At 42.5% G+C, this 21101-nt stretch carries 16 protein-coding genes; 5 read left to right on the top strand and 11 right to left on the bottom strand.

The genetic code is table 11. The features are described from left to right. Positions 1 to 70: 70 nt before the first annotated feature. The 10 genes from BV902_RS08535 to BV902_RS08580 form a co-directional block, all read right to left on the bottom strand. Positions 71 to 1690 carry a sigma-54 interaction domain-containing protein gene (locus BV902_RS08535; protein WP_075991579.1) on the bottom strand — a complete coding sequence of 540 codons (1620 nt, stop codon included), beginning with the start codon at positions 1688 to 1690 and terminating at the stop codon, positions 71 to 73. 14 nt (positions 1691 to 1704) lie between these two features. Further along, the gene (locus tag BV902_RS08540) at positions 1705 to 3075 is read right to left on the bottom strand and encodes a sigma-54-dependent transcriptional regulator (RefSeq protein ID WP_075991580.1); all 1371 of its coding nucleotides are present in this window, start codon (positions 3073 to 3075) and stop codon (positions 1705 to 1707) included. A gap of 10 nt (positions 3076 to 3085) precedes the next feature. Then, positions 3086 to 5308: a tetratricopeptide repeat-containing sensor histidine kinase gene (locus BV902_RS08545; RefSeq protein ID WP_075991581.1), complete on the bottom strand. Its 2223-nt coding sequence runs from the start codon at positions 5306 to 5308 to the stop codon at positions 3086 to 3088. A gap of 81 nt (positions 5309 to 5389) precedes the next feature. Further along, complete coding sequence (locus tag BV902_RS08550) at positions 5390 to 6055, bottom strand: YoaK family protein (RefSeq protein WP_070567461.1); 666 nt, start codon at positions 6053 to 6055, stop codon at positions 5390 to 5392. Positions 6056 to 6059: 4 nt separating this feature from the next. Further along, entirely contained in the window at positions 6060 to 6533 is a 474-nt protein-coding gene (locus BV902_RS08555) for a Dps family protein (RefSeq protein WP_070567458.1), read from the bottom strand. 4 nt (positions 6534 to 6537) lie between these two features. Further along, positions 6538 to 6972 (bottom strand): DoxX family protein, encoded by a 435-nt coding sequence (locus BV902_RS08560; RefSeq protein ID WP_075991582.1) that lies wholly within the window; start codon positions 6970 to 6972, stop codon positions 6538 to 6540. A gap of 12 nt (positions 6973 to 6984) precedes the next feature. Beyond that, entirely contained in the window at positions 6985 to 8871 is a 1887-nt protein-coding gene (locus BV902_RS08565) for an amidohydrolase (RefSeq protein ID WP_237242028.1), read from the bottom strand. Between the two features lie 9 nt (positions 8872 to 8880). Continuing rightward, positions 8881 to 9645 (bottom strand): M17 family peptidase N-terminal domain-containing protein, encoded by a 765-nt coding sequence (locus tag BV902_RS27530; protein ID WP_075994678.1) that lies wholly within the window; start codon positions 9643 to 9645, stop codon positions 8881 to 8883. A 4-nt stretch (positions 9646 to 9649) separates the two neighbouring features. Next, a complete protein-coding gene (locus tag BV902_RS08575) occupies positions 9650 to 11047 on the bottom strand; it encodes an alginate export family protein (protein WP_237242030.1) in 1398 nt (465 codons plus the stop codon). Between the two features lie 38 nt (positions 11048 to 11085). Further along, a complete protein-coding gene (locus BV902_RS08580; protein WP_075991584.1) occupies positions 11086 to 11721 on the bottom strand; it encodes a hydrolase in 636 nt (211 codons plus the stop codon). A gap of 583 nt (positions 11722 to 12304) precedes the next feature. On the opposite strand from BV902_RS08580, the gene BV902_RS08585 reads away from it, so the two are divergent. After that, positions 12305 to 15541, top strand: coding sequence for a SusC/RagA family TonB-linked outer membrane protein (locus BV902_RS08585; protein ID WP_070567450.1), 3237 nt, complete (start codon positions 12305 to 12307; stop codon positions 15539 to 15541). Between the two features lie 12 nt (positions 15542 to 15553). Further along, the gene (locus BV902_RS08590; protein ID WP_075991585.1) at positions 15554 to 17320 is read left to right on the top strand and encodes a RagB/SusD family nutrient uptake outer membrane protein; all 1767 of its coding nucleotides are present in this window, start codon (positions 15554 to 15556) and stop codon (positions 17318 to 17320) included. A gap of 106 nt (positions 17321 to 17426) precedes the next feature. On the opposite strand, the gene BV902_RS08595 is transcribed toward BV902_RS08590, so the two are convergent. Next, on the bottom strand, positions 17427 to 18836 hold the full coding sequence (locus tag BV902_RS08595) for an alpha-L-fucosidase (RefSeq protein ID WP_083663523.1): 1410 nt from the start codon (positions 18834 to 18836) through the stop codon (positions 17427 to 17429). A gap of 130 nt (positions 18837 to 18966) precedes the next feature. Here BV902_RS08595 and BV902_RS27535 point away from each other — a divergent pair, with 130 nt between their 5' ends. Genes BV902_RS27535 through BV902_RS08610 form a run of 3 tightly spaced genes read left to right on the top strand, consistent with a single transcriptional unit; the run spans position 18967 to position 21080 of the window. After that, positions 18967 to 19224 carry a hypothetical protein gene (locus tag BV902_RS27535; protein ID WP_075991586.1) on the top strand — a complete coding sequence of 86 codons (258 nt, stop codon included), beginning with the start codon at positions 18967 to 18969 and terminating at the stop codon, positions 19222 to 19224. Then, the gene (locus tag BV902_RS08605; RefSeq protein WP_075991587.1) at positions 19205 to 20383 is read left to right on the top strand and encodes a sensor histidine kinase; all 1179 of its coding nucleotides are present in this window, start codon (positions 19205 to 19207) and stop codon (positions 20381 to 20383) included. Before BV902_RS27535 ends, BV902_RS08605 begins: the two co-directional genes overlap by 20 nt. Beyond that, positions 20370 to 21080 carry a response regulator transcription factor gene (locus BV902_RS08610; protein WP_075991588.1) on the top strand — a complete coding sequence of 237 codons (711 nt, stop codon included), beginning with the start codon at positions 20370 to 20372 and terminating at the stop codon, positions 21078 to 21080. The genes BV902_RS08605 and BV902_RS08610 overlap by 14 nt, the downstream gene beginning before the upstream one ends. The last annotated feature ends 21 nt before the right edge of the window (positions 21081 to 21101 follow it).

Consider the following 21101-nt stretch of genomic DNA (forward strand, 5'->3'; position numbering starts at 1 on the left):
TGTTGATCTAAAAATAGTTTTTAAATAGTTGTATAAGCCATTTCCATAAACGGGAATGGCTTTTTTCATTTTATTCCTTGGAGTAAGAAAACTTTTTGCCAATGCCCAGCTTTTTCATTTTGGATTGAAGCGTTGTGGCTGGAATACCGAGTATGGTCGCCGCCCCATTTGGGCCAGAAATACGCGCTTTACAGTTGTGCAATACCCAAAGAATGTATTCTTTTTCAAAGTTTGCCAGGGTTTGTAGACGGAAATCCGGAACCTTGCTTTCTCCTACAAAATCAGCGTCAGGCAATAGCGCAATTTTTTTTATAGTTGAATCTTCAGTCAATAGAATCGAACGTGCAATAACATGTTCAAGTTCGCGAATATTGCCAGGCCAAGAATGTAGATGGAGGCGTTGCAATACCTTTTTACTCATTTGCTTAGGTGGTTTTTCTCCGGCATGTTTTAAGAGGAAGTGTTGGATTAAATGAGGGATATCTTCCCGTCGTTCACGAAGGGATGGAAGGGTAATTGGAAATGCACTGATCCGGTAATATAGATCGGATCGAAAGTTGCCGGCCTTCACTTCAGCTTGTAAGTCCTTGTGTGTGGCACAGATTATACGGACATCGATAGGAATATTTTTATTTCCTCCCACGCGCTCAATTTCTTTTTCCTGCAACACACGGAGAAGTTTTGCCTGGAGTGTTAAAGGGAGATCCCCAATCTCGTCCAAAAAAAGTGTTCCGCCGTGGGCTTGTTCGAACTTGCCGATTTTACGCTTTACAGCACCGCTGAAACTACCTTTTTCATGTCCAAAAAGCTCACTTTCGATCAACGTGGGCGCAATAGCCGCGCAGTTGACTTTTATTAGGGGACGAGCCGATCTGAGTGAAAAATGATGTATAATTTGGGTTGCTACTTCTTTGCCGGTTCCGCTTTCACCTTGAATAAGCAGGTTCATTTCTGATAGTGCTACCATTTTGAGCTGCGATTTTATGGCCTGTATCAGATTGCTTTCGCCAATCATCTGAGGATTAGAGTCTTCGGACTTCTTGCCATGCCCCTCGTTCTGCAGGAAACCCTGAGGCTGCGCTGGGCTGCTAGGCATATTTGTTAAGGCTGCATGTGCCGAACGTTCGTGCATCAGAATATTGCCGATGCTGATACCAAGCTGTGGGATAAAGTTTTTTATCCGATACTCAAGCTGAAGATCGATATGTTCCAGCCTTTTGTAGCCTAGACTTAAGATCGCCCAATAGTGGTCATGTACACGAAAAGCTTTGGATACAATTGTTTTATTTCCCTCTTGTACGGCAGAGATAAAGTTTGTCGGAAAGGATTTATCTGCTTTTAAAATTTCGCTGGCTCGGAATAGGGTTGGCTCAGCGGAAAGGATACATTCTTTAAAGAATTTATCTTTACAGCTACGTGTTTCTTCCTTGCCCGTTTTTGACTTATTTTTGGATTGAAAAAGAAGGCTATAATTAACTTCCTGATTATCCGCAATAAATAGCGAAAGCCAATTTTGTCCCAAAAAGCTTTGGATTTCGTTTTGGAGCAAATCCAATGCGGCTAGGGTATGAATAGGAGCCATTTTCTGCTGAATAGCAATTTGAGCAAGCTGCTCTATTTCGCGTTGCTGGATGCGATTATAAATCGCTTGTGGATCTGATCCTACGGCTGTATGCTGCATGATGGTCATCTGCTATCTTGTTATCAATAAAAGTCGGATTTAATTCCGAATTTTTTCATTTTGCTATATAGACTGGATGAACTGATCTGTAAGATTTCTGTTGCTCCACCTGGGCCTGAAATTTTGCCCTTACATGATTCAAGTACACGCAAAATATGCTCTCGTTCAATTTCTTCAAGGGATGCTAATTTTTGAGATGAAAAATCTGAGATTTTACTTTCCAGGTGTTCAGTAAATACCATGTCGTTGATGATAGGGTCTTTTGCAAGCAGAACCGTTCTTTCAATAAGATGCTGCATCTCCCGAATATTTCCCGGCCATGGATAAGCTTGCATATTGGCAAGTACATGAGCAGAAAAGGCTGTGACGTTTTTCTTGAGTTTCGTGGCGTAAAAGGCTAGAAAATAATTGGCCAGCACCTCAATATCTCCAGTTCGCTCTCGAAGTGGCGGAATAGCAATTGGGAAGATGTTGAGCCGATAATAGAGGTCCAGTCTAAAGTTGCCTAAGGCGACCTCCTGTTCCAGGTTGCGGTTAGTCGCCGCGATAATACGGACATTGATCTTGACCGGCAGCTCTCCACCTACACGGTCGATTTCTTGTTCCTGAAGCACACGGAGTAATTTGGTCTGCGCTTCTAACGGTAGTTCACCAATTTCGTCCAAAAAGATGGTTCCCCCGTCGGCAAGTTCAAATTTACCAATTCTTCTATTTTGTGCCCCTGTAAAGGCTCCTTTTTCATGACCAAATAATTCAGACTCCATAAGGGATAATGGTATGGCCGCGCAATTGACTACAACCAAAGGCTGCTGCTTGCGCAACGATAGCTGATGTAATGCCTGCGCAATCTTTTCTTTACCTGTGCCACTTTCGCCGAGGAGCAAGACGGAGGTGTCTGTAGGAGCAACCAATTCGACCTGTGAAAGTACCTCATTAAGGGCTGGGCTTGTACCGATGAGCTGATTTTTTAAGCTTCTGTTTTCAATGGACTTAATTTTCGGTTCCTCGGCTTTGTTTTCCGAATTGAGCCTTTCATTGGCAATATCGAGCATAATGAAAAGATCCTTTTCGCGAAATGGTTTTGTCAAAAAACCATAGGGCCTTGTTTCTTTCACTGCTTCTAAAATACCTTGGTTGGTATTGGCCGATATAAATAGGAATGGTAGCTCCAGCTTGTTCAGTTCGATAGCGAGGTCGATACCTGTTTCACTTCCCTTTAATAGGATATCGAGTAGGACCCAATTCGGTTTTGTTGTCGCGATAATTGTCTTGGCCTGCGACACAGAAGACGCTATACCGACGACCTCATAACCGTTTTTTTTGAGGATCATCCTGAGATCATTAGCGACGATAAATTCGTCTTCTACAATTAAGATCTTGTTTCCTTTTTGCATAAAATTCGTCTTAAATTTCGCCTTCTTTCTGTGAAAATTGAATGGTAATGAAAACACCTTGGTCAGATGTCAGTTTAAATTCCCCGTCAAGCTGGGAAGTTAGCCCTTGCATGAGATTCATGCCGAAGGAGTCACTATCACTACTGCTAAGATCTTTCTGTATTCCGATACCATTGTCGGCAATGCTAAGTAAGAGATCGTAAGGTGTAGCTCTGATTCGCCTGAAGCTGATAAAAACAGTTCCCTCCCTTTGAGCAAAAGCATGTTTGATTGCATTATTGATTGCTTCATTGAGAATAAGCCCAACTGGGACCGCCTGTGCCACATCCAGTGTAATCGGATCTACCTGAATCTCAAATTTAACTGATTTTTCGGATTGAAAGCTATCTTTGAGATATTCGGTCAGTTCCTGGATATACCATTTCATGTCAATGCGAGAAAGGTTGTCTGTTTGATATAGTTTTTGATGGATCAGAGACATCGCATGCATTCGATTTTGACTATTTTGAATTGCGCTGATGGCGTCTTCGTTTTCAAGATAAGCCGATTGTGTATTGAGCAGACTGATAATAATCTGCATGTTGTTTTTGACGCGATGGTGAATTTCTTTTAGTAGCCATTCTTTTTCAGCGATCAGCTGTTTTAGCTTTTCATTCTGGGCATTGATTTCTTCCTGTTTGAGCGTTAGTTTTGCATTACTTCTTTTCTTTATGGCATTTTGAATATACAAAAAGCCTGCAAAGATCAACAGGACGACGAAGCTGCCTATGAACACGTTTCGTATAATAGCCTCCCGTTCAAGTAGTGATTTTTGCAGCTGGCCTTTTTGCTTGAGGAGGACGATATCATGGTCTTTTTTTTCGGTATCATAATCTAATTGTAAGGCGGTAAGCTCCTTGGCTCGCTCTACGCTGTTAATGGAATCGCTGATAGTTTTGAAAGCCGCAAAGTTTTTGAATGCAGATTTAAAATCACCGCGGGCGGAGTCGGCCAGATAATAGAGTTTCCGCAATTCGGAGGCACGGAGCAGACTGCTTTCTTTGGTCATTGATCGCTCGATTTCTTCAAGGTAAGGATACATCTGTTTGATCTGTCCATCTGCAAAAAGATAGCTCGTGATTCCAATCATCATGATATGCCTTTCCTGCCCCGTAATATTACCGGTCTTGTAATAGGTTAAGAGTTGCTGATAATAGGGGTATGCTTTTTTTGTGTTTTTATTTCTTGTGTACAGCATGGTATACAGATAGGCATAGCGTATGGAATAGATGTCAGACGCGTAATCTTTGGTGACATTATCAAGTAGATTCAGTGCATTTGAAACGCGATTGAGACGCGATAGAATAGTCGCTAAATTGAGTGTGATCGTATGGATGCCATATCTGTCACCTTGACTTTTGGCGATTTCAAATGCCTTTTGATAATTTTCTAGGGCTTCTTTATTGGATTTGAGATCGTAATAGATCAATCCCACAATATTGTACACGGCAGCTAAATCATCTTTGGTTGTCGTTGTGTTTTCGTTTTCGACTACCCGACGGGCTTCGAGCGCATATTTTAAAGCTTCTTTGAGGCGCAGGAGCATCCGGAGATTGCCGGCAACGGACACAAGCTCCTGGCTGATATTTTTATCGCCGGTCTGTTTTTTTAATACAGCGGCTCGATGAGCAGTTGCTATGGCACCTTTATAATCCCCATAATTGGAAAGGAAGCTGGATTGTTCCATCAGGATTTTGGGCTCAAGTGATTTGTCACTTGTCTTTTTGGCTTGTTCTAACGCTTGCTGGAATAAGCTGGTCTTTTGATGAAAGTCCACATCTTTGATGTCGTTAGCCATAGACAGGTAAATCATGGCCGAGGCTTTAGCAAGCTGATGGGCGTTTGCAAAAAGTAAACTAGCCTTTTTCTGGCTTTTTGCAAGGTCAGGTTTACCCATTTCCTCTTGTATTCGGGCATCCAGAAGCATATTTAGCGCGGCTTCGGTTTTAAGGTTGACTGAGAGGTGCAGTTTTTGGGATGTTCCATTAAGCCATAAGGCACTGTCTAGGTCTTTTTTTGATTCACCTGGTTTTTCCAGATAACATTTAGCGGCTTCATAAAGCATACGAGCTTTCTGTCCGGGATCCTTTTCATACGATATGCTGTCTAGCAGACGATGAATAGTCGTGTTGTCCTGACCGAATGTATTAAAGATCGAAAGGATAAAAAAGATAAGTATTAGATAGATTCTCATTAAGGTGACTTACGTTATAAGATAGAGCAAGCTATCTTTCTACCGGTAGCTTGCTCTATTTGCTTTATGCCTTTATCCTAATTATTGATCCTTGTCTTTCGAGAGGAAATAACAGACGAGCATCGCTATACCTGCAAATATAATAGAAGTTAATCCAAGTTGTTTACCAAAATAGGCTCCCGCTAAACATCCGATGAAAAAACCTGATAAGGTGATCAGCTGCTTCCCAAAGCTGACGTTGGTGTCTGGATTTTTAAACTTATTGGCGATAAGTACACAGAGGTCTAGCGACGCTTGGGTCACATTTCCGGTCATCATGGTTGTTGGTCCGTGAGTTGCTTTGGCAAATAGTTTTCCGAATGCATTTTGCATGCCCAAAGCGAATACGACGAGCATAACCAAGCTATACATCACGGTTTTGGAAGCCTCTACCGGAAGAACAATTGCCAGCAAACCTGCAATAACAAGTAATAGGGCTTCGACAAAGAGGACGGTATTTTTCTTATGGGAGCGTGAGGAAAGCCATCCGCCTGCCATCACTGCGGTGACGAATACAGGGAAGGTTGCTAATTTGATCCAGGCCGTGATATCTCCGCCATTGATAAGCTGATAGGCGAAGACGATAAAGTTCCCTGTCACATGGGCCGAAAATATTTTGTCAGCTGCGACAAAGGTAACAGTGTCACAATACCCCCCAACAAGTGTGAGAACAAGTGTCGTTATATGTGCTTTGTTTTGATTTTCCATGATTTTATGATAAATGCGCACGTAGCATCCAAGCCATTTTTTCGTGAGTTTCCAGAAGTCCTGTTGCGTAGTCGCTTGTTCCAATGTCCTTTAGTGCCATTGCAAAATGGTCGATGTTTTCGCGCAATGAAACAATAATGCTTTCGTGGTCCATTAATAATTCTTTGATATAAGCAGTACTTTCATTGCCTGACCTTTTCTGTTCGGTTAACTGTGTCAGCGCCAGAAACTGATTTAGGCTGGCAGGTGCATAATGCCCTAGGCTGCGGATGCGCTCAGCAAGACTGTCAATCAGCTCATCGAGTTCGTTGTACTGCGCTTCAAAAAAGAGATGTTTGTTGTAAAAATCGGCTCCTTCAATGTTCCAATGTGCATTCCTCGTTTTCGTATAGAGCAGGTATTCATCGGCTAAGAGTTTAGAAAGAATATGTGCCGATTCAGCTAGATTATTTTCGTGTATTCCGATATGGGGTTTCATATGTTTATTTTGTGAGCAGTTGATAAATGTAATGATCGATTGAATAAGTTCCTGGGCCGGTGAGCAAGAGGAGCAAAAGGCATAGTGTGTACATAAATGGAATATCGCGCACTTCGCGTGAATCGTGACGATGGACGACAAAATAACCAACTGCGGTGACTCCTATTGTCGGTAGTAGCGCTAACCTTCCAAATAAGCCAAGTGCAATAAAAAAAGGAACAATTGTGTCTGCAAACTGGGCTACTGCGGCATTTAGTTTTTCGGGTAGCTGCAAAGGATTTGGGATATGTTCAGGTTCAGCTTGTGGGCCTTTCTGAATTTTTTTGAGACCGTGCACGGTCAATAATTCCCAGGCAAATAGAACTCGAAAGATCAGTATGGCAATGTTATTGGCCGTATTGCCCAAATCGGTGTAAAAAAGTTTTTGAAGTATTTCCATCTTTCCAGTGTCTTAAAATGCAAAACATGAACAGCCTAGGGCTCCCCAGAATGCGGTGTAATTGTTTATCGCGATATTGCTCATTCGGGCTTGATTGTGATCGTGTGCATGTACCTGACAGCTGCCGCTACACAGATGGATGGAATTTACAATGCTACTTTGAGCTGTTGATGCAGTTGTACTGCTTTTTTGAGCTGTTTTTGAAACACTATAATAGCCGCCGTAGCTTTTTGTAGGTGACCAATCGGGTAGAATGGGAATCGGTGGGGGAGAGAAGGAACTGAAATCACCTTCCGCATAGACAATTTTGCCCGCTACGACTGTAAGTTCGGATTCGATCTCCTTAATAGCTTCATCTTCTACCGTAAAATAGTCATTGTTAAGTACCGTTAAATCAGCTAGCATTCCCACAGCAATATCTCCTTTTTTTTGTTGTTCTTGTGAAAACCAAGCACTCCCTTTGGTATAGAGCTGTAGCGCTGTCATGCGGTCAAGCTTGCTATCTTGGTATATCTGGAGTCCACCAACAGTTTTTCCTGCGGTAAGCCAGTACATGGACACCCAGGGATTGTAGCTGCTCACGCGGGTTGCATCGGATCCACCTCCTACAGGAACTTCCATGGCCAGCATTTTTTTGACAGGGGGTGTTTGTTCGGCCGCAGTAGCGCCATATCGATCTGCAAAATATTCACCTTGATAGGCCATGCGGCTTTGGATGGCAATACCACCACCTAGCGCTTTGGTTCGTTCAATATTACGTTCGTCTATTGTTTCGGCGTGGTCGAAAATCCAGGCCAATCCGTCAAACGGAATGTCGCGGTTGACTTTCTCAAATACATCCAAAAAACGGCTGATACTTTCGTTGTATGTGGCATGTAATCTGAATGGCCATCGGTTACTCACGAGTAAGCGAACAACTTTTTCGAGTTCGGCTTCCATATTTTCACTGAGATCAGGTCTTGGCTGCAGAAAATCCTCAAAATCTGCTGCAGAAAAAACAAGCATCTCACCTGCGCCGTTGTGGCGGTACATGTCGTCGCCTTGGTGGAGAGGAACGCTGTCTATCCATTGCTGGAAATCTTCGTATTCGTGCTTGGGCTTTTGTGTAAAAAGGTTGTAGGCGATACGAACCGTAAGCTGGTCTTCGCTATGTAAATCACGGATGACTTTGTAGTCGTCGGGGTAGTTTTGAAAACCACCACCAGCATCGATAACGCTGGTAATTCCAAAGCGATTGAGTTCCTTCATGAAATGTCGGGTCGAATTAACCTGCTCTTCGTAGGGAAGTGTAGGTCCTTTTGCCAAGGTTGAATATAGGATCATGGCATTGGGCGATGCAATCAGCAATCCTGTGGGATTACCATGGCTGTCCCGTTCAATGGTTCCGCCTGGAGGAGCGGGTGTGTCTTTGGTGTAACCTACGGCACGCAGTGCCGCAGCATTTAGCAGTGCGCGGTCATAGAGATGAAGGATAAAAACGGGTGTATCGGGTGCTATGGCATTGATTTCAGCCAAAGTTGGCATACGACGTTCGGCAAATTGAAACTCGGACCAACCGCCCACTACGCGAACCCATTGGGGATGTGGCGTGCGGTCAACTTGCTCTTTGAGCATACGTAGTGCATCGGCTAATGATGGAACACCATCCCAGCGCAATTCAAGATTATAATTGAGTCCACCACGGATCAGGTGGATATGCGAATCGTTGATACCCGGTACAACACGTCTACCGCCTAGGTCAATCAATTTTGTCTGTGTGTTGGCAAGCTTAAGGACATCGCTATCCGAACCGATTGCAACAAATTTACCATCTTGGATCGCTACAGCAGTGACTGCTTCCTGGTTGTGGCCGAAATGGGTTATTTTTCCGTTATATAGAATAAGGTCTGCTTTCATCATCTGGTTTGTTTAATTGTTTAAGGAAGAAATCGCGTTTTTGATGCCTTCGCCAGCAGTTTCAAAAAATGCCGGTCCAGCTAATAACGTGATCTTGTTTAATACCGGTTGTTGATCCATATTTTTTTCGCCCAACCATTTTTGGGTTCTGAAGGCATCGATACAACCGAGAACAACATTCTCTGCGACCAGAGCAGTCGGCGAATCCACACCTGCATCTTTGAGATCACTCGCAAAACTAAAATCTTTGACACCTAATCTAAGCGCTTCGCGCATGGCAACATGGGCTACATCCTTCATCAGTTCAGCATGGAAGTCCTCCCGTTTGCCAAGCCCAATCAACAACAGTTTTTTACTTGCGAGCGTGCCCTTTTGGCTTGGAGTTAAGAGAATCGTCTCAAGTGCATGCCCCTTAAATTTTCCTGTTTTACGTATTTCAGTTAACGTACCATGTAAAGCTTCATCTAAATGTACTAGACCATTCAATGCGGCAGGCAATGCCGGTGGGGAGATAAAGATATCGCCCTCGGTATATTCAAATACACAGGCTACCTGCAGATCACTTGCAGCAGCCGAAGGGCCTTGAACGAGACCTTCAATAGCAAGTCCATCGACATTTCCCCAGATGGTACTTGTGCCTATTGCTGTGGTTTTAATAGGAGCTGTCGCCGTTGCTTGTGCATAGGATTGTATCGGAGTGACCGCCAGGGTGCCAAACAAGGCGATCAGTGCCCATTGACATGTTTTCTTTTGAAAGAGTCTCTTTATTGTTTTCATGATTTTAGAATTTAAAGGCGATCCTGCTATTGAAGAAAATTCCATTTTTTGGTGTGCTAATGATGTCTTCAATGAAAGCGCCGGTTTTGAAATATTGAATACCTGTTACCAGCGACAATTGCTTACTGGCGGCGTAGGTAAAGTTGGCTAGATAAGCTGTGCCGATATAGCGTTTACGCGAAGCAGATCCAGGCAGGTTAAAAGATCCGCTTGGCCTGTATAAACCGTCTTGTAAGGTATGCCGCCAGTTGAAAACTACGTCAACCTGCATCTTGAGTTTGGGAAGAAGGTCTAGCGTGGCATAAGGGTGAATGTCAATCAAGTTGACGGGACCGATCTGTGGACTAAAACCGAAGTATCCGCCTTTGGGGTAAATGGGGTTGAAAGTTTGCAGATTGCCATCTCCAGCCTTTTTGTCCCCTGAAATATAGTCGTTACGTAGATTGATGGATGGTTTGAGTACCGTATTTTCAAAGAGGTAGCCGATATCGACGGAAGCAGTCCATGCCGATATCTTACCTTGGCCAAAAGATCCAAATTGATAAGCCCCTTCAAGGTTGTAAATAAATCCACCGCCATATTTCCAGATCCGGGTTCCTATAGTATGGCGGGTTTCTTGTGCTATACCCTCCTCAAAAGCCGAACGATCGCGATAGATGCCGATGTAATATAAGTCGAGATTGGCCTGTTGAGGAATAATAAATTTACCGTAAGCTCCCCACAGGTTGACCTGTTTGGATGGTTTGTTGTCAAATATGCCCGGTCTAATGGTATCTGCCATCATGGCAAACGCTTCAATATTCACTTTGCTGCTGTTGTAAGCTAGTTTTGCTCCAGTGAAATATCTTCTGGCATTTGGGCCTTCACCTACGGAAATTAAGCGGCCGGAGCCATAGTCAAGCTCCTGCCTGCCAAGGCGAATCAATACTGATTTATCATTTTGTTTGAACAGCGTTCCATCTATAAATAGGTTCTGTACATTCAATTGGTCTTCATCGATCTGGCGTGAACCATTTTTGCGGCCATGCTGCAGGGCTGAGCGAAGTTGAGTGAAAAGACGGAGACGCGTTCCGAAATGTAGATCGGCGTGAAGGCTATAGCGTTGCAGTAGAAAGTTGTTATGCCCAAGTTTTACACGTCCCCAGTCCTCATTGTTAAAATCGACATATTCCAACCGTGCCTCGCCACCCATCGAAAGCCATAATTTTCTGTCAGCAGTTAAAGGGCTATATTTGAGCTTTTGATAACCATGACGTGTACTGTCTGCGAGGGCGCTGTAATCTTCCTCGAAACGCATTAATTTGTAGGTTTGACCCTTGGAAAAATGCGGAAATAGGATGAGTATCGACAATACGACCACCGCTTGACGGATGTAGTTGAATATGGTCTGTTGCTGTTGCACGAGGTACGATTTTGAATGAGTATTTTTTTACAATTGAATTAACCGTGTTTTAGCATATTGTGGGCGTAATGAATCCCTAAGCCATAGCTGCCACCATGCTTTTTCATGAGATCTGTTACAGCCACATAGGTTTCCTGACGGGCCCAGTCGCGTTGTAATTCCAGAAGGTATTGTACAGCAGTGATCGGTTTTACACCCATATGAATCATGCGTTGCATAGCACGCTCATGTGCCTCTTGACTTACATCACCACAGGCATCGGCAATGACATAAACTTCATATCCCTCCGCTAGTGCAGATAAGGCTGGCCCAACAATACATACACCTGTCCATAGACCGGCCAGTACCAGTTTTTTCTTACCTGTGCCTGTTATGGCTTGATAAGCGGCCTCATCTTCCCAGGTATTCATACTGGTTCGGTCGATATAATCTGTACTGGCTTGTGGATAATATGTCTCAATTTCCGGAAAAACAGGACCTGAAAAGCTTTCTTCCGCGACTGTGGTTACGATGGTCGGCACATTGAAAATCTTGGAAGCACCGCAGATTACGGCGACATTATTACGGAGTTCTTCCATGGTAATGCTTTTTGTGGCAAATGCCATTTGACCTTCGAAGTCGATCAATACCAATGCATGGTTGCTTGGCGACAATAGTTCTAGTGATGGTTTCATAAATATGTATTTTATTGTTGTTTGATAATTGTAGAGATTCAAATCTTTTACCTTTTTTCTTATTGTTTTGATTTTTAGTTTTCTATGGTTTTTTGTCGGTTTTTAAAACTGACGATATATCGTCAATTTGTTTTTCGTATTAAAATAATCTGATAAGTCAATGATCTATTCACCGCTTTGGAGTTGCTGTTATCCTTTAGAGATACCCAAAGCATTTGTTGTATACCCAAATTTAGGCGGGCTAATTTTGCTGTTCATTGAACTAGTTCAAGAAAAACAGGGGAAGAAAAAATGTACTAAACAATAGCTATTAAGGAATCCCTTCGCGGTCAATTAGCGTATTTCTGGATTCTGAAAATGGGATTTTAGGTTTTTGAATTGAATAGATTAACTTTTAGATGTCTTAAGGCTTGTTTTTATGATTTATGTTATCTAAAAGATAAATTTTGATTATTTAATGGTATGCTAAACCTGTTTAGGTAGTGATGTTGTTGATATTAATTAAATATTTGTTAACATTACGGTAAATTATAAACCAAGTCAAAGCATCAACTTTGATGCAAAATTCTAAACCAGACTAAAAATGCAAAAAACATTACTAATCAGTATGGCATTGGGTCTCTCATACCCCACTTGGGCTAATGTAGAGCGCGATTATGTCAAATTGAATCAAGAGGTGCACAGTATTGCAGTTCAATCTACCGTGAAAGGGGTGGTAAAAGACAAAAACGGAACAACCTTGTCAGGAATTACCATTACCAATTTAACCAGCCAAAAAACAACCTCAACGAATGTAGCGGGGCAGTTCACGATTGAAGCCACTATAGGGCAAAGACTCAAATTGACAGGGATAGGCTACAGTGAAAAGATCGTCAGCGTGACGGGAGGGCAGATCGATATCATCATGGAATCCAAAGATACCGAACTGGAGGAAGTTGTGGTGGTCGGTTATGGTACGCAGAAAAAAGTGAATCTTACCGGTGCAGTAGACCAAGTGGGATCAGAAGCTTTTGAGGGACGTGTACTGGGTAATGCAAGCCAGATGCTCCAAGGTGTAATTCCCAACTTGAATGTAACTCCTGCAGATGGTAAGCCCAATCGGGCACCAAGTTTCAATATCCGTGGGACAACTTCCATTGGTCAGGGTGGAAGTGCACTTGTGCTTATCGATGGTGTCGAGGGTGACCTTTCGGCGATCAATCCCAATGATATTGAAAGTGTAACTACACTCAAAGATGCGGCTTCATCTGCGATTTACGGCTCCCGCGGTACCTTTGGGGTAGTTTTGGTTACAACGAAACGTGCCAAGTCCGGAAAAACTTCGATCAACTATTCAGGAAGTGGCTCCTTCCAAAAGCCTGTAACGTTGCCCAAATTCGTGACAGATGGTTACGAATATGCTTCGCATTTCTTTACAGCCTATAATGCCTGGAACAATTATTCTTCGATTCCGAGCAAGCTCAACAAGACACAGATCTTTACAACAGATTGGCTGGAAGAATTTAAGAGAAGAAAAGAACAGGGCATTACCGAACAGGTCACTGTCGACGATCAGGGTAATTATGTATACTACGGTAATGAAGATTATTACGGTACGTTGATCAAGGACAATACGTTTGTCCAGGATCACAACCTGTCCATCAGTGGCAATTCAGAAAAAATGGATTACTATATTTCTGGACGTGCTTACGACTACAATGGCCTGTACCGCTACAACAGTGATAAATATAAGACCTATAATACCCGTGCAAAAGCAGGACTTCAGGTCACCGACTGGTTACGGATAAGCAATAATATCGATTTTAATTATGCCAAATACAGAGACCCATCGACTGCTGGTGAAGGTGGAAATATCTGGCGCAATATTGCCGATGAGGGACACCCTTCTTCGCCGATCTTTAACCCTGATGGATCTATGAGCTTCTCTGCAGCCTATACAGTAGGGGATTTTATCTATGGTAAAAATGGTACGAATACGGCTAATCAGGATCTCCGCAATACAACTTCTTTCGAGACTAAGTTTTTCAACAATACGTTCCGCATTAAAGGGGATCTGACTTTTAGAAATCGCGATTTTAATTCGGTAAGAGTCCGTGTGCCTGTTCCGTATAGCACACAGGAGGGAAAAATGTTGCGGTTGGAAACAAGTATGAACGACAATATTTATCAAGTAGACCAACGCTACCGTTACTTGTTTGGAAATCTCTACAGTGAATATGAACGCACAATAGGCGATCATTATTTTAAAGGTTTGCTCGGATACAATTATGAGCAGCGTACGTATAATTCAACCTATATTACCAAAACAGGTCTACTCAATGATGATGTTGAAAATATCAACCTGGCAGTAGGGCAGAATACCACAGCGACAGCGGGATATAACAAGTACCGTAATGTCGGGGTATTTATGCGTGCCAATTATATTTTCAAGGACCGTTACCTTTTTGAATTCAATGGCCGCTACGATGGTTCGTCCAAATTTCCGACAAACCAACGATGGGGATTATTCCCTTCCGCATCCGTGGGCTGGCGTATTTCTGAAGAGCCATTCTTCCAGGTGGACAAAAGAGCACTTTCTGATCTGAAGTTAAGAGCGTCCTATGGTTCATTGGGTAATGGTAATGTCGATCCGTATTCCTATTTGGATATTTACGAGATCAAGATTATGGATCGGGTATTGAACGGACAGAAGCCGGCATATACCTCGGTGCCTAAGGTGATCCCGGATAACTTAACTTGGGAAACAGCGCGTACGGCAAACTTAGGTCTTGATCTATCGTCTTTAAATGGAAAACTGACTTTTACGGGCGATATCTATCAACGCAAGACCTTAAATATGTATACCTTAGGTGTAGCTTTGCCTGACATCTTTGGTGCGGAGTCGCCGAAAGGAAACTATGCTGACATGACCACAAAAGGTTTTGAAGTGAGCCTGACTTATAAGGATAGATTCGATCTGAACGGTAGTCCTTTCAATTGGTCCGTAAGGGGTACTTTGGCTGATTATAGATCCAATATAGACCGTTACGAAAATAAAGAGGGTTTAATCAAAGACGGATCCTATTATGAAGGTCAGCGAATCGGTGAAATATGGGGCTATGTAACGCAGGGTTTATTTCAGAATCAGGCGGAAATTGATGGTGCTGCAAAACAAAAATTGATCAAATCGTCAAACAATGGTACAATATATCCAGGTGACGTACGTTTTGCGGATCTAAATGGTGATGGTGTAATTGATTATGGAAATAATACGATTTATAGCCATGGTGACAGAACTGTAATCGGTAATGCCGATCCACGATATATCTATAGTTTTAACCTTAATCTGGATTGGCAAGGTATTTATTTCTCATCTTTCTTCCAGGGGGTGGGTAAGCAGAATTGGTACCCGAGCAATGAATCTATTTTTTGGGGACAATACAATCGACCTTACAACAACTTGCCGGAATGGCATCTCAACAATTATTGGACGGAAGACAATCCAAACGGTTATTTTCCTCGCTATGCTGGGTACAATGAATCTATTAAAACAACGCCACAGACAAGATATCTGCAGAACGTTGCCTATATACGGATGAAAAATATACAGATCGGATATAGTTTTCCTAAATCTGTAACCAACAGGTTAAAAATTAGTAGTCTTCGGGCTGGACTTTCGGGCGAAAACTTATGGACCTGGTCGCCTCTTTACAAAAAAACGAAGGATCTCGATGTCGGTAATCTGGGCAAATCTGATCCGGAGATCGGAACGGGTTCTGGCGACGGATTTAACTATCCGATTATGAAGAGTGTTAGTTTTAATTTATCTATTGGCTTATAGTTTTTTATTATCATGAAAAAATTATTTTATATACCTATTGTTGCGCTTTTGTTCTCCTCCTGTGAACTAAACGAGCTGCCGAAGGCAGGTGCCACCGAGGAGGATATCTTCGGGAGCGAAAGTGGATTAAAAAATTACAGCAACTCATTCTATCGGAATATTACCTCTGGTAGTGACGCTTATAAAGGTGACGCTATGGCTGACTATTCGGCCGTAAATAGCCTCAATGATTTTATGGTCGGCGGCGCTTACAGTGCTGAGATCAGTTCGGGGTGGTCCTGGACTACCCTGCGTAATATCAACCAATTGATAGCTAAATGTAATAGTCCCAAATTGAGCGATGCCATCAAAAATAATTATATCGGCTTAGCCCGCTTTTTCAGAGCTTGGTTCTATTATGAGAAAGTAGTTCGTTTTGGCGATGTACCTTGGGTAGATCACCCTTTGGCGGTTGATGAGACGGATATTCTTAAAGCACCACGGGATTCGCGCGAAGTGGTCATGAAACACATCATGGAAGATCTGGACTTTGCCTACGCCAATATCACAAATACGGCGGGCGACGGTAGTACGGTTAATAAATGGACAGCACTGGGTTTGAAGACCCGAATCGCGCTGTTCGAAGGAACATTTCGTAAATACCAAAAGCTCAATTTGGCTACACAGCCGGAAGTATTTTTCCAGATGGCGGTAGACGCTAGCAAGATTTTAATGGAAAATGGTCCTTATGGGCTTAATATCTCCGCAGATCCTAAAACATCACAGCGACAGTTGTTTACCAGTAATACTCCAGTGACAAAAGAGGTTATGTTGGCCGTAACTTTCAGTAAAGATCTTGCGCTTTTGAACGACGCCAACTGGTGGTGGACATCTGCAACCTACGGTCCACGTTTAAGTTTGGTAAGGCCTTTTATCAATAGTTTTTTGAATGTTGACGGTACTCCTTATACGGATAGACCGAACTTTCAGACTGAGGAATTCTATGAGGAGTGTCAAAATCGCGACTTGCGCTTGGCGCAGTTGATCCGGACGCCAGGATATTCCCGTAATGGACAGCCTGCTCCCCCAAATTTTGCAAGTTTTACTTATACGGGGTATCAACCGATCAAGTATACTTTAGACGATCCCTATTACGACAATGGCGGTTACAATACTAATGCAGTTCCTTTAATGCGTTACGCTGAAATATTATTAAACTATGCTGAAGCGAAACAGGAACTAGGTACTTTCAATGATGCGGATTGGTCGAAAACTATTGGAGCATTACGTTCAAGGGCTGGAATAACAAGTGGAACGAATACACTGCCAACCAAAGTGGATACCTACTTGAAAAATACATTCTTCCCGGAAGTCAATAGCCCCGTGCTTTTAGAAATACGTCGTGAAAGACAGGTGGAATTAGCCCTGGAGGGTTTCCGTTTCAATGATTTGAAGCGATGGAAACTTGGACCGCTTATGGCAAATTTGCCTTGGACGGGAATTTATATCCCTGCTTTAGATAAGCTGATTGATATCGACCACAATGGAACTCCAGATGTTGTGTTCTATGATGGAAGTAAATCAGCTCCTTCGATAACTGTTCCTGCAGGAGTAGCCAAGGTGGCTATAGGGGGTAAAAGTACCAATTTCCAGACAATGACTTCGGACAATCACCTGGAATGGTTTAAAGCTGTGAAGCGTACTTGGGATGACAACAACAAGCAATACCTTTACCCAATTCCGTCTGCAGCGATTGTGCTGAACGGAAATCTGACACAAAACCCAGGTTGGAGTAAATAGGAATTTAACTTATTAGTCCCAATAAAAGAAGGCTCCTTGCATTGCAAGGAGCCTCTTTTTACTAATAAGGGTGTATTGTTCAGTTTGATGAAAGTTTTTTGGCTTGTTAGCGTCTTTCTTGGTAAACGCCGATTTCGTTTACGACCGCATGACCTTTTTCAGGTTTGATGCTGAAGCGTAATTTTTGTCCCAGTACTTCATCAAAGCGGAAGATCTTGATGCGGCCCTGTTGTACCGCTGTAACCGCGATAGGATGCCATTTTCCATCTTTCAGATAGGATAAGTTATACTGTGAAGGATTGTCTTTTCCTTCGGTAATAACAACACTATTGAAAGCTTTACTACGTTCAAAATCCAATTCATACCATACTTCATCTTTGACTGCCGGATTGGAGACCCAGGCACTACCAAAGTTATCGTCGTTGGCAAAATCCATAATGTTCATATCTTCGCTCCAGCTACTGTATGAAGGTACTTGTTTGGCCATATTGTGGTCGACTATTGGTGCCTGGTAACTTGGTAATGAGTTGTAGCTGGGTTTATTTTTGTATAATGTACCGATTGTCTTCAGTGCATCAAGCGCATTTTGATCCATCAGACCATCACTATTTGGTGCTACATTGAGCATAAAGTTGCAATACGCGTTGTTGTACGGAATTACAAATTTCTCGACCAATTCATTGACATTTTTAACTGGGGTGTTCGGAAACGATGTTTTCCAGAACCAATTTTGCTGTAAGGGAAGACAGGCCATTGCCGGCAATTTGTTATGCTCCTTGGAGATAAATTGACCCGCGCCTTGTTCGTACGATTTGATATCGGTGTAAAACAACGCATCACCGGGGTATTTTGCCGAATTGAGATCCATCAACAAACATTTAGGTTGGAGTGATTTGACAAGATAATAGATGTCATCGAAAGGAACATCATCGTACGAAATACGCGACCAAGGGGCGTCCCATCCATCAATGACCAAGGCGTCGATTTCTCCGTATTGGGTCAACAATTCCGTCAGCTGATCTTTGATCAATTGGATATGCGCTTTGGTAATGGTATGTGGACGTATGCCCTGATGCATATCCAAAATGGAATAATAAAGCATAACACGCAAACCATTTTTGCGGAAAGCATCCGTAAATTCTTTAACAACATCACGATGTAAAGGCGTGTTCATTACATTATAATCTGTTGTTTTGGTATTCCAGATCGGGAAGCCACTATGGTGCTTGGTGGTTAGGCAACCATAGCTCATATTCGCCGATTTGGCAGCTTTAGCCCATTGATCTGCGTTGAGCTTCGGAGATTTGAACAGTTCAAGTGCGGCGTTGGGATCGGACCAGTCTTGTTCCATAAAAGTTGGCATGCCATAATGGATGAACATACCGAATCCAAGATTGACAAAGTCGAGCTGACTCTGCTCAAGGACCTTCTTTGAAAAACCGGATTGTGCCAATAACGTGTTGCCCAGTAAAAGAAAAGATAGGCAGTAAAGTAGGGGCTGTAAAATTTTGGACATAATTTGCTAAGTTGTTATGTTGTAAAGATAGGTCAAGGTTGTGTTATTTAAGCCTAATGGAAACCTAACGAAAGCCTAATAAAAGCCTAATAGATATCTTGATTCGACAAATTGATGTTATTTTTAAACCATGAAGAGTACCGGCAAAAATATATATCCTTGGGCATTTGGAACAAGCTTCTTGATCTTGACGGGGTTGATCGGTTTTCTGATCTTCAATACGTATAAGCTTGAAGACAAGAATTATCAGATTGGACAGCTCAACCGGATCCAGAATGCTTATGGAGCTGTTATTATGGATGATAAGATATTCCCGGGGGGAGATGCCATATTCCAGACAACATTGGTACCCTGTTTGCCGAAATGGTATGAAAAAAAAAATAAATAAGTCCGCAGACGCAGACCAGTACGGTAACCATTGTATGAATGGCTTTCTCGATCAGATGCGGAGGCAACAGTCGTTAGACCGTATTTTTCGTCGGATCGTACATCAGCAAGGGCTCGATACGACACTTGTTTACCTATTCCATTTTGATAAATTGGAAATATATAATGCAAGAGACCGTGCCTGGACGACTTTCTATGCGTTAGCAGCCGATGATTATGCAGGTCTAATTAGTGGCAAACTCAAGCGCGGAACAAATAATAATAGGGTATTCCAACTGTCTGTTAGTGACAAGAATCCTATTCCTTATCGTTTTACCTATAGCCTGTATGTTGATTATGAAAATAGGGACTGGCGTCTTGTCCAACGTATGGTGCCCGTGTTTTTACTCTCCTTAGCTTGTATTGTTGTGATCGTATTATTGAGTTATCGAACCTATCGTAATTGGATCAATCAACGTAAATTGGCGGACCTGAAAACGAGTTTTCTAAATCATATGCGCCATGAATTTAATACGCCACTGACGACAATTTTGATCAGTGCACATAGTTTGATCGATCGTGAAACAGGAAAAGACGATAAGGAGGTGGCACAACTTGGGCGCATCGTAGAAAGGCAAGCCAAACGACTTAAAGCTTATTTTGAACAGGTCATGGGATCTGTGGCATTACAGGAACAAGAGGCTAAAATTGTATCCGTTTCTATTGATCGGCTGACACAGCAAATATTGAAAGAACTTCATTTGCGCTACCGAGGTGAAATTGAAATTCAATATGAACCTTTAGCTGCCGATGTGGAGATGAGTCTTGATGAAGATTATTATTTTTCAATCTTAGATAACCTGGTATCCAATGCGATAAAATTTAACGATAATAGTAAGAAGACGATTCAGTTTAGCTGGGAGCAGCAAGGTCATCATTATAACCTCAAAATAGTGGATAATGGGGTTGGGATCGCTGTTGCAGATCAGGAAGTGATATTTACAGCATTTTATAGAGGGAAACTATCCGCTAATAAACCTGGACTAGGACTGGGGCTTTACTATGTCAAATCTTATTTGGACAGGCTGGGTTGGACGATCCGTGTAGCAGGCGGTAAGTCTGGTTCCGGTACAATTTTTTATATTTACATGAGTAATGTGGCATTCAATGGCAAAAGATAAGATTGACATCCTTTTGATTGAAGACGAACCTGATTTGGGCGAAGTTTTTTCACGTTATTTGCGATACAAAGGCTTTACGGTGCGCTGGGAAAGCACGGCGCAAGATGGCTGGGCGGCTTTTCAGTCCTGTGCCGTTAAATTACTAATTATTGATGTGCAGTTGCCCGATGGTAATGGTTTTGACCTGGCGCAACAAATGATACAATTGAATCCTGGGCAACCTATTTTCTTTTTGACAGCACTTCATGAACGCACATCGCGACTCAGAGGACTTAGTCTGGGTGCTGTTGATTACATTGCGAAACCTTTTGACATGGACGAAATACTGCTCAAGATTCGCAATTTATTGACCGTGGCAAATGCACCCGAAGTGCAGACGAATCCGGAAATCGAACTTGCTATCGGTTGTCTGTTGCTCAACATGGAACGCTATAGTCTGCGTGATGGAATGGGGAGCATACAAAAGCTCACAGTCCGTGAAGCTGAGTTGCTGCGGCATCTGGTCCTTCATAAAAATCTATTGGTCAATAAAAAAGATCTCCTGCTGCAGTTTTGGGGTAATACGGATTTTTTTAACGGTAAAAGCCTGGAGGTTTTTATCTCCCGACTTCGTAAATTGCTGCAGATGGATCGCAAACTTCAGATCGAAAGTATCTATGGAGCGGGTTATATTTTACACGAAAATGAAGGTGTTTAACGACCGGATCTAATTAAAGAA

Origin of the sequence: Sphingobacterium sp. B29 (genome assembly GCF_001952815.1) — a bacterium.
In the GTDB taxonomy this organism is placed as follows: domain Bacteria; phylum Bacteroidota; class Bacteroidia; order Sphingobacteriales; family Sphingobacteriaceae; genus Sphingobacterium; species Sphingobacterium siyangense.